We start from the raw sequence: 17,736 nt of genomic DNA on the forward strand, positions 1-17,736 counted from the left end.
CACGCGGCGGAACAACTGTGGAAGCGAGCAGAATCTTCATGAATTACCGCCAATTGGTGGCCTACTTTGTGCGCTACGGATTGATCCTCTGGTTGATCCCCATTCAACTGGGTGTCTCCCTCATCGTGGCCCTGCAACGCGGAGCGCAATGGCGCGGAGACGTCATCTGGACACTCGACTGGCTGGGTGTGGCGCTCACTGTCATCGCGCCCTTGGTCGCGGGGTTTGCCGCGGTCGATGCGGCGCGACTCCTGGGCAAAGTGTCCTACCTGGAAGATAACCGGATCAGCCGAACTCCGCACATCGCGCTGGTGTGGGCATACGGGATTGCCGTCACGGCGGTACAGGTGCTGACGCTGGTCATCGCTCTTATCGTGTCCCAGCCAAGTTCTGTGCCGGCCAGTGCCCTGCTCGTCGCACTGAACCAATCACTTGTCCTTATCGTGATGGTCGGTCTGGGATCCCTGGCCGGTCGCCTGGGCGGGAGCGTCTTCGGTGGGATCCTTGCCGTTCTTGCCGGTGCGGTGGTCATGTTTGCGTTCGGCTATTCGGATACCTACCTGTCGCCATTCGACTACGGTGGCGCGACCGTGCCCCGCATCGGCTATATCTACAACACGACCGCCCTCCTAGCGCAAACAGCCATGCTCGCCTTGTTGACGGTCGCTTTGTCCATGACAAGGCTCACGAACCGTGGCCCCCGGCGCGCGCTTCGGCTCGCGGACGCCGGCGGCATTGCGGGCATCCTGGTGGCCGTGATGGTGATTGTTCTTGTGGCCCCGGCCCAACGCCTGAGCCCGTCTGACGAGCGCCCGACCACCTGCGGGGCGGCTGCCACCATACCCACCTGCTTCTACCCGGAGCATCGCCGGGTGGCGAGCGCCTATACCGAACAATTCTGGGTGCTGGCGACAGCGGCAATGGACAAGGGGTATCCCGCGTTCTTGCCCACGCAGGTCGTTGAAGCGAGTCAGACATACCACCCGCGCACGCAGGACCCGAGCGTCGGGGAGTTCATCGTGTCGTCAGCAGGGCTGGCTGGCGAAACCCCAACGTTGTGGGAGATTGCGCTGGGTATTCTGGAACCGGGCCATTGCGCGCAACTGCAAACCGATATTGCGCCGTCACAGCGTTACGCGGATGACCTCAACTCGTTGATCGGAACCTGGCTCCACCTGGTCGATCCGTCCGCGGCGGAGATGGCAGGGCTTGTGGGTATAAAACTCCTCAGCCCCGAGGAGGTCGCCGACCTGGTCGAGGCGTTCCGCACTTGCAACTACCCCTACTTCACGGTTGAGCCGGCTGGGCAATGACGTTCCGAACCATCCTCGCGGCGACGGGATTCCGGCGAACGCTGCCCCTCTTCATCGCGGCCGCGGCGGTCGGGATAGCAGCGCCCGACGGCACGATTGACCGGCTCGGCCCGATCGTGCTCCAACCCGCCGTGCCCGTCGTTACGTTCGTGCCGGTGCTCGTGGGGTTCGCGTTCGGCATCCTGAACGATGCGTGGCCGGTGGCGGTCATCGCTCGCAATCGTCGGCTTATTGCGAGCCGGGCGGTCTCACTGGCTATGGCGACCCTGCTCGCCATTCTTGTCGTCGTCGTGATCGCATCCGTCTCGAATGTGGCGACTGCCGCGACCTTGATCCGCAACGTTCTGTGGGTTGCCGGTCTGGCGCTTGCCGTGGGATCTCTGTGGGGTGCTACGTATGCGTGGCTTCCCGGCGTCGTGTTTTACCTCGCCGCGATCGTGTGGGGCCCAAGCGACAGCGCGCTGTCGCCGTACGCGTTGCTCCTCGCGCCCGTCGATCAGGCGACCGATATCGTGGTGCCTGCCTGCGTGGCCGCGGCAGCCCTCGTCATCGGCGTGACGAACCCGCGCAATCTGGGTTGGCTGCCGAGGGTCTCGCCGTAGCCCGGCGCCCGGCTCAGATCAGCTCGATGAGCGATTCGATTGAGGGATAGACCTGGCTCGGCCGGAATGGGTATTTTTCGATGTCCGATTCCTTGGTCGAACCGCTGAGCACCAAGAAAGTCCGCAGGCCCGCCTCGATTCCGGCGACGACGTCGGTGTCCATGCGGTCGCCGACCATGGCTGTGACCTCGGAGTGGGCGTCGATTCGGTTGAGTGCGGAGCGGAACATCATGGGGTTTGGCTTGCCGACAAAATAGGGCTTTCGCCCGGTCGCCGCCGTGATCATCGCGGCGACCGCGCCCGTCGCGGGCAGCGGCCCCTGCGGGCTGGGACCGGTCGTGTCGGGGTTGGTGGCGATGAAGCGCGCACCTCCCAGGATCGCCTGCACGGCCTTTGCAATGGCCTCGAAGGAATAGGTGCGCGTCTCGCCCAGCACCACGAAGTCCGGCTTCGTTTCGGTCATGATGTAGCCGGCCTCGTACAGGGCGGTGGTGAGTCCCGCCTCCCCGATGACATAGGCGCTTCCCCCGGGCGCCTGGGTCGCAAGGAACTTGGCGGTGGCCAGCGCCGACGTCCAAATCGAGGCCTCGGGGACCTCAATGCCGGAGGCCGACAGGCGCGCCGCCAGGTCGCGTGGGGTGAAGATCGAATTGTTGGTGAGGACGAGGAAGGGGCGTTCCTTTTCCCGTAACCGGCCGATGAAATCGGCGGCGCCGGGCAGCGCCTTGTTTTCGTGGACCAGGACACCGTCCATGTCGGTCAGCCAGGATTCGATCGAATGTGTCATAAGTCCTTCTTGCGGCGAAACGGTTTGCTGCGATCAGCGTAGAGCGCACGGAACAATTCTAGGTGGCGAACCGGTGAACGTCGCGCGCGCATGAGTGGGGCGCTGGGCGGGAAACCACCATTCCCGCCCAGCGCCCCCGGAAAAAGCCTCAGGGATGCGGGGTTACCGCGTTGCCTTCAGCTTGATCGTCTTGGAGGTCTTTGCCTTGCTCGCACCCTTGTACTTCGGGACGAACTTGGCACGGACCTTGAGAGACGAACCCTTGGCGAACCGCGCTGGCACGGTCACGGTGTACTTACCGTTCCGCTTGCGCAGGGCCGGAGTCTTGATCGTCTTGACGACCTTCTTGCCCACGTACACCTTGACCTTTCCGCCTGCAATGCGCCCGCTATTGAGCTTCTTGGACGCCTTGACGGTCACGCGGAATGAGCGGCCCGGGGTGTAACGCTTGCCCTGCACCTTGATCTTCTTGATCGAAGATTTCTTGACGGTGAACGTGGAAGACGCGGTCGAAACTGCGGCGGCGGTCGTGTCGGTTTGGTCCATGCTCGCAACCACCTTGTACTTCCCGACCCACAGCTTCGTGGACAGCTTCACCGTGGCTTTGCCGCCCACGATCGGTGCGACGCCGACGATCTTGCTTCCGGCCTTGAACGTGACCGAACCCGTCTGCGCGCCCCGAACCGTCACGGATACCGACGCGGGCTTGGTCGACTTGTACAGTTGGCTCGACTTGGTGAACTGGGGCTTGCCCAGTGTTACCTTCGCCGCGCCATCGGGAGCCTGCGTCACTTCCACGGCTGCCGGCTGCGATGAGGCAGGGGCGTAGTACTGATCGCCGCTGTATTTCGCGGTGAACGAGTGCGCACCAGCGCTCAGCCCGGCTTGCTTGATCGTCGCCGCGCCCCCAGCGATCGCCGCGGTTCCCAGCGACCTGGTTCCATCGAAGAACTCGACGGTCCCGGTAGCGTTGTCGGCCAGCGTTGCGGTCAGATCAAGCGAACCGGCCGTCGTGATCGCGCTCGCGGAGCTTGTGAGCGTGACGGAAGTGGTGGAGGCCACTACCGCGACGGCGACCGCGTCGGATTCGGCAGCGCCGAACCGTTCATCCCCGGCAAACTTCGCCGTGAACGAGTGGTCCCCCGCGGTCAGTGCGCCGACCGTCAAGTTCGCCGTCCCGTTCACGATGCTGGCAGTGCCCAAGCTTTCGCTTCCGTCGAAGAACTCGACGTCGCCGGTGGCACCGGCGGGCACCGTCGCCGTGAGGTGGCTTTCGGCGATTGCCGCCCGCCCCTCGACATCTGAAGCGAGCGAGAGCGTCGCTGCTACCTTGCTTACCTGCACCTCTACCGCATCCGAGGTGCTGGCCTTGTAGGTCGCGTCGCCAGCGTAGACCGCGGTCAGCATCCGCTTCCCGGCGGCCAGCCCCGTCACGTTGAGCGCGGCGGTTGCGGTGTCCTCGTCGATTGCCTGCGAACCCAGCAATGAATCCCCGTCGAAGAATTCGACGCTGCCGGTCGCGCCATCCGTCACCGTTGCGGTGAGGACAACGGTCCCCAGCGTGTCGGTGGTGGTCGGCGCTGCGCTCAGTTCGGTCGCGGACGCTGCCTTGTCTACGGTCACCACCTTGGCCGGCGAGGTTGCACCGCGGTAGCTCTCGTTCTCCACAAACCGCGCCGAGAACGAGTGCTCCCCAACCGATAGGCCGGGTCCCGCCTCGAATGAGGCGACGCCGCTGGTGGCACTAGCCGACCCGATCTTGGTGTCTGCATCGTAGAACTCGACCGTGCCCGTGGAGGGACCGGTCAAATTCGCCGTCAGCGTCACGGTCTCAAGAACGGTGGCGTCCGTTGCGCTCGTCGTGATTTCCACGGACGAGGCCGCCAACTCCGAGATGATAGTCACGGTGTTCGAATCGGCGCCGCCGAGCGCGGAGTCCCCGGAGTACACCGCCTTGATGACGTGTGAACCCACCGGCAGCCCGCTCAGGGGCAAGGTCGCCTTATCGTTGCTGATCTGGACCTTCCCCAGGGAGTCGCTTCCCGCGAAGAACTCCACGGTTCCGGTTGCGCCTGCCGTCAGCGTCGCCGTCAGCGTCGGCCCGGACACCGGCGTTGCCGTTGCCGCACTCGCTGTCAGGCTCACGGTCGCCGCCACCGAGGTGATGGCGATGGATACCGTGGTGGTTGCTCCCTTGTAGGTCGCGTCGCCGGAATACGTTGCCTTGTACTCCTTGGACGCGCTGGTTGCGGGCGCGGTCACCGATATCGAGGCGACGCCACCGCTGACGGTGGCCGTGCCGAGGGAGGTGGAGCCGTCGAAGAATTCGACGGTTCCCGTGGCCCCGGTGCTCACGGTTGCCTGCAGCGTGAAAGTGCTTCCAACCAGGGGCGACCCCGGCGTGGAATTGACGACGACGGTGGCGTCCGCCTTGTCGACGGTCACCACCGCGGGTGCGGACGTGGAGCCGTTGTACTTGGCATCGCCGGCGTACTTCGCGGTGACGCTGTGCGTCCCAGCGGCGAGCGGGCCCGCGGCGAGCGTCGCCTTGCCGTTGGAAACCGTTGCCGTGCCGAGCGAGGTGGGGCCGTCGAAGAATTCGACGGTTCCCGTTGCGTCGTTCGGGACCGTTGCCGTGATGCTTGCGGTGGTGGTCGTCGTCGGGTTGGTTGCCGGCCCCGCAACTGTGACCGTGGAGTCCACCTTGGCGCTCACCGTGACTTGACGCGATGTTACGACCGTGTGCACGCCGTCGTCGATGCTCACGGTAACCGTGTAGGTTCCCGCCTTTGCGAAGACGTGGGTTCCTGCGACCTTCCCGTCGGCTACTTGCCCACCGGTGACAGGCGAATCGTCTCCCCAGTTGATCGTTGCCGAGTAGGCGTTGGAGGCAGTATCGCCGCCCGCAAACTCCGCCAGATCAACGGTGGTCGCAGAACCCGCGTATGCCGCCGATACCGGCTCCGCCGACGGTTCAGCGGTCAAAGCCGCCGGCGCCGTCCGCGTGCCATCACTCGCTACAGCGAACAGGTGCAACTGCGCCTTCGACGTGTCAGGCTTGGCCGACATGGTCAGCCATAGCGGCGAGCCGTGGCCGGTATCGAGGGTGACGGTGTCCGTTGACCACACGTAGAACGTGGGGCTGGTCTCCGATGTCGAGGTTCCCTTGTAGCGACCCTCACTCGACCCGACGACCACGTTGGACGTGTTGGCGATCTTTGAACCGGTGTCATCCCAGTTGTCGAACCCAACCACGATGTCCTGCGTGTGCCCATCACCGTAGGTCAACGTCAGCGTGCGCGTTTGATCCTTCTCATTTGCAAAGCCGATGAACGAGACCTTCGTCGCATCGTCGCCCACGTTGATCCGGACCGGGGCGCTGGTGCTGACCAGGTTGTCCGGCTTTCCGGATGCGATGTCCGGCAGATCGAACGAGACGCCCTTGCCCGGGACCTGAACCGTGGTCCCCTGGACGAACCCAGAAGCCGCCAGGCTCTCCTTCTTGTACCCGTTGGTGTTCCCGTCGCAGTCCGCCGCGACGCCGAGGACGGTGATGCAGGCGTTATTGAACTGGGCCTGCATCGTTTGATCGCGGCTGACGGTCACCGTCGCCGTTCCCGTGGCGGTTTCGCCGCCCTGGGTTACCGAAATCGGCAACGAGTACACGCCGGTCGCGGAGAACGTGTGCGCCAGGCTGACTGTCAATCCCAGCCCGCTAGAGGTAACCGTCGCCGACTGCGGCCCGTTCCCGTCGAGGAAGTCGACCGTGGCCGAGTAGTCGCCGCTGGCGGCACTGCTGCCGCCCGCGATCAGCGCGTAGCCGGCGGTCACGGCGGACCCCACCTGCGTGGTCAGGGTGGTCGGAATGACGGTGAGCTCGTCCTTTTGTACCTGACCGGCAAGCAGTTCCACCTCGGCGATCGTCGCCGGTTCGCCGGTGCTGGTCGCCTCGATCACGATGCGGTAGCTGCTGTACGTCCCGGGGTCTTCCACCTGGAAGGGCCTGGTTTGCGTGGCCCAGCGGAATTCCTGGTCAGAACGCGAATCAAGGGTCTTCCACGTGGTTCCGTCATTGGACCCCTGGAGCTTCCACGCCTTGGGGGCCGCGCCGCTTGACGCGTTGGTCAGGGTGTAGCTCTGCACCGATGCCGCCACGGCCTTCGAGGCGAATGTGAGGGAAGCGGTCGCGGAGTTGAGCGCGATTGACGTCGTCGACGAGTTGTCGACGAGCTTGTCGGTTGCGGTTCCATCACTCGCCTGGACAGTCGCGTAGTCCGGGCCGGTCACATCGACCAGGGGCTGGGCGGACTGGGCGGTGAAGGTGCGCTCGCCCCACGTGGTCGGGGTCGCCGACATTTCGAACGACAGCGTGTGATCGCCCGCCGCGTTCAGGGCGGCTTGAGACAGCGAGGCCGTTCCAAGGGATTCGCCATCCAGCGTGGCCGAGGCGATGTACACGTTATCGCGCGAGTTTGCGTTTGCATCGATGGTCAGGTCGCCGTTTTCCCTGTGCACGACGACGTGGTCGTAGAGCGGGGAGCCGATCGTGAATTCGCCCGAGCCGAGCGAAAGCGGATAGAAGCCCAGGGAGGCGAAGATCTGCCACGATGACATTTCGCCGTTGTCCTCATCGCCCGGGTAACCCTGTCCGATTTCGGAACCGACGAAGAGGCGCTGCATGACCTCGCGTACCGCGGCCTGCGTCTTCGACGGCTTGCCCGCCGCCGCATAGATCCACGGGATGTGGTGGGATACCTGGTTGCTCATCCCGAATTCGCCCATCCGCACGTCGCGTGCTTCGAGCATCTCGTGGATGACCCCGCCGTAACCACCCGGCTTGTCGGCCTTCTCCTGGGTGGTGAAGAACGCGTCGAGCTTGTCGATCAGGCCCTGCTGGCCGCCGTACAGGGCGGCCAGCCCCTCCACGTCGAAGGGAGCGTGGAAGGCGAAGTTCCAGCCGTTGGTTTCGGTGAATACGCCGCCCCAGACCTCGGGGTCGAACGACGCGGAAGCGGTTGCGAAGGCCCCCGAGCTTGTCTTGCCCTGGAAGAAGCCCGCGGTCGAGTCGAACATGTTGACGTAGTTCTTCGCGCGTTGGCGCAGGTAGGTCGCCTCCTGCGCGATTTGCGCGCGACGTGCTTGTGGCACCGCGGTGTCGGTTGCAAGCTTCGCGGCCATGTCTGCGAGCGCATTGTCGTTGATGTAACCCTCCAGCGCCCACGAAACCGATTCCGAGGTTGCCGTCGAGGTGTAGCCGACGAACTGCGACGTATTGAGACCCTTGCGGCCGGTCTGCGACTGAGGGGACACGACGGTGGCGTTCTTGAGCCCGGCGTCGTATGCCTCGAGCGCGGTAGCGGTGTCAATGGCTCCCGACGTGTACGCCTCGGCGAAGGACGCGTCCGAAGACGTGCCGGTCATCGAATCCGCGTAGCCGGGGGAGGACCAGCGTGCCACCCAGCCGCCTTCGCGGTACTGCTGCACAAACCCGTCTACCAATTCCTCGGCAATGTCGGGGTAAAGGAACGAGTACAGCGGCCAGACGGTGCGGTACGTGTCCCAGAACCCGTTATTGACGTAGATCTTGCCGTCCTTGATCTGCGCGTTCGTCGTTGTCGCCGTCGCCGATCCGGTCGTAGCCAGCACCGGGGAGGCGTGCTTGTATTCGGGGGTGTTTGAGCCCAGCTGCGACACGTCCTCGAATTGGGAGTTCGGGTAGAGGTTGAGGCGGTACAGGTTGGAGTAGGTCGTCACCTTCTGGGCGTCCGTGGCGTTAGAATCCGCCAGGTCAATGACCCCAAGGCGTGCGTTCCACGCGGCGCCGGCCGCCTGCCGGATCTGGTCGAACGTCTTGCCCGTCACCTCGCGGTCCAGGTTCAACTGCGCCTGGTCCTGGGAAATGAACGAGGTGGCGATCCGCAGCTCGACCTGCTTGTTGCCGTCCAACTGCACGACTGAAATTTTGCTCGCGGTGCGGTCCGTTCCGGCCGTCGTTGCGCTTGGAGCGGACGAGTACTTGCCTGCGATGAACATGCGCGTGGCACCGGAGCCGCCGTTCGGATCGACCCACCCGGTCACAGCGCCCGCGGCATCGACCGTGAAGCTCCCCTGGCCGCCGACAATGTCGATGAGGGAACGCAGGGTTGTGTCGCCAGACTTGTTGTTGGTGTAGCGGATGATTGCGCCGTGGTCCGTGGGCGATATTTCGGTGCGCAGATTACCGCCGTCGAGCATCACCGAGTAGTAGTCGGGGCGCGCAATCTCGGTGTCGTGGGAGTATGTCTTGGCGCGCGACGAGAGATTGCCGCTGCCGCCCGTGCCGGCCGTATCGGGCATGAAGACGACCTGGTTGCGGTCGCCCATCCACGGGCTCGGCTCGTGGGAGATGCCGAAGCCGTTGAGCTTATTGGCGCCCGTGGTCGAATCTACGTAGGTGGAGTTCTGATACGAGTATTCCCACCTGCTGGAGCTCGCATCCGTCATGGGGGTGAAGAAGTTGAAGCCGTTTGGCATCGCGGTGATCGGCAGGTTGTTCCCGCGCGAAAACTTGTCATTGGAATTGGTGCCACGGCGGGTGTCGACGTAGCTGACTAGGCCGGCGGAGGTGTCGCGGGCTGTCGCATCCGCGATCTTGATGTCATCTACCCAACCGGCAAACGCCGTGGTGGCGGATCCGTTGGGGTTGTCGTACGAGATGAGGATCTTCTTGATAGTGCGGCCGGCCAGGCTACCGAGGTCCACGGTGACCTTGTTCCATTGGGAGCCGTACAGCGCCTTTTGCTCCCCGTAGGCGCTGGCCTTGAAGTCGAAACCGTTGGTGTCGACCAGGCCCTTCGACGACACCAACGTGTTGTCGTCGAGAACCAGGTCGAGCGCCGTGTAGGTCGCCGGATACGTCAGGTCGGTCTCGTCGAGGATGGGGAAAATTGCGTACGACAACTGGGACGAGTCGCCGATGGCGATGTTCTGGTCATCGAAAAGCACCCCCGCACCCTTGGCCTCCCCCGCCGCGATGTGCGCACCGACGTATTGCATCGATGCCTTGCCGGTGAAACCAGCGTTGACTCGCGCGACCTTCGCGGAGACGGGGCCCGTGCTCACGGTGGTTTGGATCGGGGAAGGAGATGCCGCATTGGACGTTCCGTCCAGGATTTCCCAGTCGCCTAGCTGAATCATCGAATCGCCGTTGTTGGCGTCAATGGCGAGCCGGTAGTACGAATACGCGGTGTTGTTGTCGATGTTGTAGGTGAAAGTCGTCAGCTTCGGCGTCGAGGTGGGAAGCTGATCTGCCCGCGTGTCCAGGGTGTCCCACGAGCTACCGTCGGTGGATCCCTGCACCTTCCAGCTCTTCGGGTTTCGCGCCGGGGAGTCGTCCGCGGTGGTCATCTTGTATTGCTTCACTACCGCGGGGCTGCTCAACTGGTACTGCAACCATCCGGTGTTGGTCTTGACCAGCCATTTCGTGCTGCTCACGCCGTCCGCGGCTTTAGCAGCCCCCTCGTTTGGCAGGTTTTCGCCCGATGCGGTGACCGCGGAAACCAATCCGAGCAGGCTGCCCGCCGAGAATTTTTTCCCCGTCACGTTCGTTAATGCGCCGTAGGCGGTGCCCGTCAGGGGCTGCGCCTCGGAGGCCTCGAAGGAAGTCGAGAAGGTGCCACCCGTAGCGGGGGCAGCCTGCGCGATGGGTGTGGAAATGCCCGCCATCGTAACGCCCAGGGCGATGCTGACGCCGAGGGAGATTGTGCGGGCGGAGCGGCCTGCGCGGCCGCGGATCCGCGGCTCGATGCGTTTTCTGTTCACGAGATTGCTCCTGCTGCTGTTGGATTGAACCGGTGAGATACGCCCATGTACCTCACTTCGCGCGAATATATCCAATTCGCTGACAACGCTGTCACTTATCGCAAGTATTCAACCGTAAGCGCACAAAGTCAAGCCGGGTTTCGCCTCCGCCGGCGGGGGCCGATCGCGGGCGGATCATGGGCGCGGTTACGATATTCGGATGCTTGAAAACCGTCCGTCACCCGGTGCGCCGCTCACTGCGAAGTCGGCAAGCGGAACCCGCCTCCAGGGTGCTCCCACGCCCACGGGCGCCGCGCGCGGGGACGCGCGCGCGAAGTTCGACCCCGAACTGATCGCGGGCGGCGACACCCGGAACGTGGTAGACGAATTCCGGCTGTGGACCGTTGACGCAATCCGCGACGAACTGGACGCGCGCGCCGCGGCCGCGCTCGCGGCGGGGCAGGGGCAACTGCAAATCGCGATCGAAAACTGGGGACACGACTTCAACATCGGTTCGGTGGTGCGCACCGCGAACGCCATGGGCGTGCGCCACGTGCATATCGTCGGTCGCCGTCGCTGGAACAAGCGCGGCGCCATGGTAACCGACCGCTATTTGCACGTGCACCATCACGAATCGATCGCCTCGCTGGTGGGGTGGGCGAGGGACTTCGACCTAGAGGTGATCGGAATCGACAACGTCCCCGGCTCGGAGGCGATGGAGGGCTGGGCCCCGCCGCGATCCGCCCTCATGGTTTTTGGCGAAGAATCGCAGGGATTGAGCGACGAGGCCCGCCTCGCCGCCACGACTATCCGGCATATAACGCAGTTCGGCTCCACACGTTCGATCAACGCCGGGGCGGCCGCGGCGGTCGCGATGTACCACTGGCGGCAGTTCAGGGCCACTGGCAGCTGATCGCGGTGCCTGCCCGCTACATGGCCGCGGGCAGGCACCGATGGGTATCTGCTTTCCTACCTGACCCGGATGGTCGTGCCCTTCTTGGCGGACAGAGCCGTCGCGTTACCGCCGTAGGACACGGTGATCTTGACCTTGCCGCGCTTGGTGAGCTTCTGCGACTTCACGGTTGCCTTCCCCGCCCGGGACAGCTTCTTGGTGAACTTCTTGCTGCCCACCTTGACCGTGACCTTCCCCGTGCCGGCAGCCCCGCCGGCGCGCACGGTCACCGTTATCGTCGCGCGCTTGCCCTTGCGCACCTTCTTCTTTGCAAGTTTCACGCTGATGCTTGCTGCCGCCTTCTTCACCGGGGCGGTGGGCGTACCGCCTGCGTTGGTGCCGCCCGTGTCGGTTCCCCCGGACGCGGCTGCTGTGACGGCCGCGGTCGGGGCGGTCGTCAGGGGCGTAACGGTTGCATACTGCTTGACGGGGGTGACCGTGACCGTCAGCTGCGCCGCAAGGTCGGCCTGCGTCACCAGGTAGGTCTCGGCCGTCGCCCCCGGAATCGGTTCGCCGTTGCGGTTCCACTGGTAATCGAACGAGGTGGGCTCGTTGGTCCACTGGCCGGGGGTGACGGTAAGCGTCTGCCCCACCTGCGCGTTGCCGGAGATTGCGGGCACGACCGATGGGGTAGGTGCCTGCGGGCTCCCGATGGGGGAAACGATCTCCGGAAGCGGAGTGGACGAGCCGCTGATCGATGAAAGCGCAACGTTGAGGTATGTCTCAGAGAGGAAACCGATGCCCCTTCCCACGGCCAACCCCTTGCCGGGCACCGACACGATCGCAATGACCGCTATCGCCAGGTAGTCATTGAACTGAGGGGTCACCTCGAGGGAATCGGACGTCGATAGCACCCGGGCCGTGGTCCCCAGATCCGCCATGGAATCGATCGCCGCCCACACGTAGCTGACGGAAACCTGGTCCTGGTCGAGCGCCGCGATCGCCGTCGGCAGCGTGACGTGTGCCGTCAGCGATTCGCCGTACACAGCGTTGCCCGTGACGTTCACGATCGGGGACAGGGTGGAGATGGAATCCGCATTCAGCACGGGTTCGATCGCGACCTCGAGCGGCGATTCGGCCCCGCTGGCCGATTCGGTCACCGTGACCAGGGATGAGCCTGCGGCCGCCGCGCCGCCAACGGTACCGTTCGCCGAGATGAGCGTGGGTCCCGGGGTCAATCCGCGCAGCGTAACCGAGTTTTCGGCGTCCGTCGCAACCGGGGTCGAAGTGCTGTAGAACGACGACGGTGACGTCGACTCGACGTCGGGTGACGCGTCGAACCCGGCTGCGCTCACGTGCACCGGGCGGCTGGTGCGCCACGCGGTTGAGTCGATCGTGATGGGTGCGGGGGAGGCCTCATCCACCGGCGCGAATGTGCCGGAAGCGGAGCCCGGTGGCGCGGTGAACGTCGCGCCGTCCGAATACTGAGTGAAGTAGTCACCGTGCGCCCGCACCAATATCTGGAACGAGGCGCCGCTGACCACGGGCACGTACGTGGTGCCATCGGCGGCGGTTGGTGCCGCACCGCCTGCCGAGACGAATGGCATCTGCAGGCCCATATTCGATGCGTACTGAACCGCCGCAAGCGTCACATCCGCCTGGGCGGGGCTTACGGTCACCGGGACAAGCACCGTGCTGGGCACGCTCACGGTGATGGCGGAGGCCCCCGCGGACGTTGTCACGGATTGGGTGATGACGCCGTCGGCGACAAATACGCCCGCCGCGGTGCTTAGCCCGATCTGATAGCACTGCGTCGGCAGTGCCGGAATTGTGAACTGGCCCGCTGCGTCGCTCGTGGCCGAGACGGAGGAGCCTGCGGAAACCTTCGCGTTGCACGCCACCGGCGTGTACGTCAGCACCTCGCCGGGAAGCGGCGCGCCGGAAACGGACGCGACCGTCACGACGAGTGGTGTGGGGGCGGCGAACGCTTGGGTGGGTTGCGCTCCGGCTAGCGCCACTGCGACTGCCAGGCCCAAAGCGGGGCCGCAGCGCCGAGACCGGCGGGGATTGGATTGCATGCTTGCCTTCTTTGGTTAGAGCAAATGTGACGAAGCGGACATCCCGCCTCAAAGGCAACTTTATATGCGAACGTGGTAAACGCACCCATTCGGGACGAAATTCGCGATGCGCGTTCGGGTACTACGGCCCACCCGCAATCGCGGGTTTTCTGGGATACTGGTGGTGATCCATTGATCACGACATCTCTACAGGAGCGCCACAGATGGCAATTGCAACCCCCGAGGTTTACAACGAACTGATCGATCGCGCACGCGAGGGCAAGTTCGCGTACCCGGCCGTGAACGTCACTTCGTCCCAGACGCTGAACGCAGCCCTGCAGGGCTTCGCGGAAGCGGAGTCGGACGGCATCATCCAGGTTTCGGTTGGTGGCGCGGAATACGCCTCCGGCCCGACCATCAAGGACCGCATTGCTGGTAGCCGCGCGCTCGCGGCCTACGCTGCCGAGGTTGCCAAGAACTACCCCGTGACCGTTGCGCTGCACACCGATCACTGCGTCGAGGCAAACTTGGACTCGTGGGTTCGCCCGCTGCTCCAGCTCGAAATCGAAGAGGTCAAGGCCGGTAAGAACCCGACCTTCCAATCTCACATGTTCGATGGCTCGACCGTGCCGATCGACCGCAACCTGGAAATCGCGCAGGAACTGCTTGAGCTCTCGGTGCAGGCCCGCACGATCCTCGAAATCGAAATCGGTGTTGTGGGTGGCGAAGAGGACGGCCACACCGCCGAAATCAATGACAAGCTCTACACCACAGTCGAAGACGGCATCAAGACCATCGAGGCGCTCGGGGCCGGCGAAAAGGGCCGTTACCTGACCGCCCTCACCTTCGGCAACGTGCACGGCGTCTACAAGCCGGGTGCGGTCAAGCTGCGCCCGGAGCTCCTCAAGGAGATCCAGGACGGCGTCGCCAAGGTCGCAGGCAAGGCGAACCCGTTCGACCTCGTCTTCCACGGCGGTTCAGGCTCGACGCCCGAGGAAATCGCGGAGGCGGTTGCCAACGGTGTTATCAAGATGAACATCGACACCGACACGCAGTACGCGTACTCGCGTCCGGTCGCCGACCACTTCTTCAAGAACTACGACGGTGTCCTGAAGGTCGACGGCGAGGTCGGTAACAAGAAGGCCTACGACCCGCGCGCATGGGGCAAGAAGGCCGAAGACGGCCTTGCCAAGCGCCTGGTGGAGGCCGCGCAGCAGCTCGGCTCCGCGGGCCGCAAGCTCTGATTTACCCGCCGCGGTAGCGCCTAGCGTTCCGCGTCGATGACAAGCGTGGGGGCCGTCAGCCAAAGCTGGCGGCCCCCACGCTTGCGCAAACGCTCTATTTCGGTGAGTCGGGCGGCGCGGTCGCGGAGCCCCCTATTCGACGATTTCCACCAGGTCCGCGGTGGACGTCACCTCTAACAGGAACTTGACCGTGGGCGGCACGTGCAGCAGGCGCGGCCGCGCCGGAGCCGCTAACGCGATCTTGGAAACGAAGGCCACGCCGAACGAGTCCATGAAGGTGACGTGCCGCAGGTCGAAAGTGACGGGGAGCGCGGACGAGGTGGCCTCGTTCATCGCTGCATTGAATTCCCCTGTGAGGCTCGCGTCTATCTCGCCGGACAGCACTATCCGCAACTCATCGCGTTGAACCAGGATATGGAGCGACCCGGCCCCCGCGGCCGCGCCGGAATCCACGCCGTGCATATTGCTACCTCCAGGAACTTCCACATCGAACAATCTACGACGATAGGGCACCCGTTCGCTCCCCGGAAGGGGTGCGACGGAAGGTGACGGCAGCCAGAACGAGGGGTGGTGCAGATCGACGCCGCATGAGAACATGCAGTCACACCGCATCACCTAGGGACACCATCGGCGCTGCCCGCTGGGCCCGGACCGTCAATCGATAGGATAATTCCCTGTGGACGAAATGTCTGGTTCGAGCCCGCACGAACCCGAAATTCATCCGGCTTATTCGCCCGACGGACCACCCGCGGGCATCGACCGGGTACTCGTTGCGGGGATCGCGGAGCTTGCCACCCCGATTGCGGTCCTGGAATTGCGGCGCGATCTTCTCGCGGCGCAGGCGATTGCGCCGCCGGCGAACGCGACGATGCCGCCCGCGTTCGGATCGATGATCGTGGTCTGGGCGAACCGTGCCGCCCTCGAAGATTGGGGACACGATTCGCGGCCCGTCGTAGGTGAGTCGCTTGGCGCGCTGGCCCCGGGCATCTCGTTCCTGTCCGGGACGTGGGAAATCGAGGCGGGGCTAAGCTCGCGCAGGCCAGTCGACACCGAGGTGCGCGGCATCCTGGAGCATCGCGATTCAGCGGACGAGTTCGCCTACACCTGCACCGTGCAACCGCTTGCGGGCGCGACGGCGCGCGGTGGTGAACTGTGGATGATGCAGCTTTCCGGGCAGGGTGTGGCGGGTGCGGGTGTGGCCGCACCCGCACCCGCCACACCGGCCTATGCGGGCCTCGCCCCCGCAACGCTGGGGGCGGACGCCGATGCGAGGGTCATCGCGGATCACCAGTCGCGCCGCGCTCTGGCGGTTCTTGCGCGCATATCCGAGTACCTGATCGACGTCGATCGCCTCGGCGTGCTCACCGACATTTGCGGGGTCCTGCAAGAGGCCATGGGCGGCTGGTTCGGGTTCTACTTGCGCGTCGGCGACGCGCTCGAATACGTCGAATCGCTTGCAACCGCGTCGTCCGAGGGAACCCGGGCCGTCGCCATCCGGGCCGAATCGGGGCTCGACGCGCTGGGCGACCCCCACCTTCCGGGTATGGGCACCCGCGTCATAGAGGGCCCCGAGATCACCGAGGTGCAGGACCCGGTCCGCGCGCTGCTGCTCGGAAAGGTGGGACACAACGCGGACTTCATATTGCAGGCGGCCTATATGCCGGGCACGGTCTCGAGAGAGCTTGCGCAGGATGTCGGCAAGCGCCTGCCCAACGCGCCTGGCAGGGAGTATGGCAACGCCGTCGTCTACGCGCTGCCGGGGCGCGCGCAGGCGCTCGGCGTCCTGGTGGCGGTCATGCCGGGGTTGAGCGAGGAGACGACCATCGTCGGGACGTCGGCGCGCGTCAAGCGCGCGGCCGCCTGGGGCACAACGTTCGAGGACGGCGCGTCGGTGCTTGACCTCACCGCGCGCCGAGTCGGGATGGCGGTAGAAAACGCGCAGTTGCACCGCCGCGAGCACCAGGTCGCGGAGGCGCTGCAGCGCTCCATGTTGCCGGAGCAGATCGACGTCCCGGGCTTGGACGTGTGGAGCTATTACGCCCCGGCATCGGGGCACGCGCAGGTTGGCGGCGACTGGTTCGACGTCCTGCAATTGGACGATTCCACGGCGGGAATCGTCATCGGTGACGTGGTCGGGCACGACATCGAAGCGGCCGCAACCATGGGGCAGCTGCGATCTATCATCCGCGCCTACGCCTTCGAGCTCATGGATCCGGCGGTGGTGCTGGCCCGTGCCGATCGCATCGCCGCGGAGATGCGGTTGCCTCGTCCGTCCTCGGTTGTCTACGGGTCCCTTGCCAAGATGCGCACCGGCTGGAAATTTGAATTTGCGCGAGCGGGCCACCTGCCGCCGCTCGTGTCCCGCGCGGATGGAGTGGAGGTGTTGCGCGGCGAAGGCGGTCTGCTGGTTGGCTACGGCCGGGGTGCGCGCAAGTCCAGTCGCACCAAGCTTTTGCCCGGGGACGCAATCGTGTTGTACACCGACGGGCTTATCGAGCGGCGGGCGGAGTCGTTGCGCGACGCGCTTGAACACCTGCAACAGTGCCTGGCGCGCACGCGCGGCCTCGACGCGGCCGGCATCGGTGAGGAATTGCTGACCCAATTGCGCGGGGAACAAGAAGACGACACCGCGCTGGTGATCGTGCGGGTGCCTGATGCAGCCACCGGTCCGGCCGCCGCCCCCCAGCGGCAGGCGCGCCGGTGGACGCTGCCGAGCGAGTCGGCGTCGATAGCGCGGGTTCGGCACGCCGTCGTGGCGGCCGCTACGCAATGGGAGTTCGCGGGCGTGGCGGATGCCGAACTCGTCGCCTCCGAACTTGCCGCCAATGCCGTCTTGCATGGATGGGGCCGCCTTGGCCTGCGAGTTTCGATGGATTCTGACGGGCTGCGCGTCGAGGTCGAGGACTCGAATCCGGCGCCGCCGGTGCTGACGACGGGGCACGCCAACCGCGCGGGCGGGTTCGGAATGCGGATCGTGGACAGGTTGGCGACCTGGGGATGGGAACCCAGCGGCAGCGGCAAGGTGGTGTGGGCCGTGATCGCCCACCCGGCCTGATCCCAAT

At 64.9% G+C, this 17,736-nt stretch carries 9 protein-coding genes; 5 read left to right on the forward strand and 4 right to left on the reverse strand.

The genetic code is table 11. The features are described 5' to 3' along the window. Window positions 1–17: 17 nt before the first annotated feature. Both FB389_RS07420 and FB389_RS07425 read left to right on the forward strand, forming a co-directional pair. A complete protein-coding gene (locus FB389_RS07420) occupies window positions 18–1,313 on the forward strand; it encodes a hypothetical protein (protein ID WP_170207927.1) in 1,296 nt (431 codons plus the stop codon). Beyond that, a complete protein-coding gene (locus tag FB389_RS07425) occupies window positions 1,310–1,915 on the forward strand; it encodes a hypothetical protein (RefSeq protein WP_142112374.1) in 606 nt (201 codons plus the stop codon). The genes FB389_RS07420 and FB389_RS07425 overlap by 4 nt, the downstream gene beginning before the upstream one ends. 13 nt (window positions 1,916–1,928) lie before the next feature. On the opposite strand, the gene FB389_RS07430 is transcribed toward FB389_RS07425, so the two are convergent. Then, the gene (locus tag FB389_RS07430) at window positions 1,929–2,702 is read right to left on the reverse strand and encodes an HAD-IIA family hydrolase (RefSeq protein ID WP_142112376.1); all 774 of its coding nucleotides are present in this window, start codon (window positions 2,700–2,702) and stop codon (window positions 1,929–1,931) included. 162 nt (window positions 2,703–2,864) lie between these two features. After that, window positions 2,865–10,502, reverse strand: coding sequence for a GH92 family glycosyl hydrolase (locus FB389_RS07435; protein ID WP_142112378.1), 7,638 nt, complete (start codon window positions 10,500–10,502; stop codon window positions 2,865–2,867). Between the two features lie 199 nt (window positions 10,503–10,701). On the opposite strand from FB389_RS07435, the gene FB389_RS07440 reads away from it, so the two are divergent. After that, window positions 10,702–11,394 (forward strand): TrmH family RNA methyltransferase, encoded by a 693-nt coding sequence (locus FB389_RS07440; RefSeq protein WP_142112380.1) that lies wholly within the window; start codon window positions 10,702–10,704, stop codon window positions 11,392–11,394. A gap of 56 nt (window positions 11,395–11,450) precedes the next feature. On the opposite strand, the gene FB389_RS07445 is transcribed toward FB389_RS07440, so the two are convergent. After that, window positions 11,451–13,451 carry a hypothetical protein gene (locus FB389_RS07445; RefSeq protein ID WP_142112382.1) on the reverse strand — a complete coding sequence of 667 codons (2,001 nt, stop codon included), beginning with the start codon at window positions 13,449–13,451 and terminating at the stop codon, window positions 11,451–11,453. Between the two features lie 203 nt (window positions 13,452–13,654). On the opposite strand from FB389_RS07445, the gene fbaA reads away from it, so the two are divergent. Next, window positions 13,655–14,674, forward strand: coding sequence for a class II fructose-bisphosphate aldolase (fbaA, locus tag FB389_RS07450; protein ID WP_142112384.1), 1,020 nt, complete (start codon window positions 13,655–13,657; stop codon window positions 14,672–14,674). A gap of 132 nt (window positions 14,675–14,806) precedes the next feature. On the opposite strand, the gene FB389_RS07455 is transcribed toward fbaA, so the two are convergent. Further along, window positions 14,807–15,160, reverse strand: coding sequence for an STAS domain-containing protein (locus FB389_RS07455; protein WP_246043580.1), 354 nt, complete (start codon window positions 15,158–15,160; stop codon window positions 14,807–14,809). Between the two features lie 199 nt (window positions 15,161–15,359). On the opposite strand from FB389_RS07455, the gene FB389_RS07460 reads away from it, so the two are divergent. Beyond that, window positions 15,360–17,729 (forward strand): ATP-binding SpoIIE family protein phosphatase, encoded by a 2,370-nt coding sequence (locus FB389_RS07460; RefSeq protein WP_246043691.1) that lies wholly within the window; start codon window positions 15,360–15,362, stop codon window positions 17,727–17,729. Window positions 17,730–17,736: the final 7 nt, after the last annotated feature.

It is taken from the genome of Rarobacter incanus (assembly GCF_006715765.1).
Classification (GTDB): domain Bacteria; phylum Actinomycetota; class Actinomycetes; order Actinomycetales; family Cellulomonadaceae; genus Rarobacter; species Rarobacter incanus.

Coding starts and splice junctions, on each gene's coding strand:
- FB389_RS07425 (WP_142112374.1), top strand. CDS start 1,310: ATGACGTTCCGAACCATCCTCGCGGCGACGGGATTCCGGCGAACGCTG.
- FB389_RS07430 (WP_142112376.1), bottom strand. CDS start 2,702: ATGACACATTCGATCGAATCCTGGCTGACCGACATGGACGGTGTCCTG.
- FB389_RS07440 (WP_142112380.1), top strand. CDS start 10,702: ATGCTTGAAAACCGTCCGTCACCCGGTGCGCCGCTCACTGCGAAGTCG.
- FB389_RS07445 (WP_142112382.1), bottom strand. CDS start 13,451: ATGCAATCCAATCCCCGCCGGTCTCGGCGCTGCGGCCCCGCTTTGGGC.
- fbaA (WP_142112384.1), top strand. CDS start 13,655: ATGGCAATTGCAACCCCCGAGGTTTACAACGAACTGATCGATCGCGCA.
- FB389_RS07460 (WP_246043691.1), top strand. CDS start 15,360: ATGTCTGGTTCGAGCCCGCACGAACCCGAAATTCATCCGGCTTATTCG.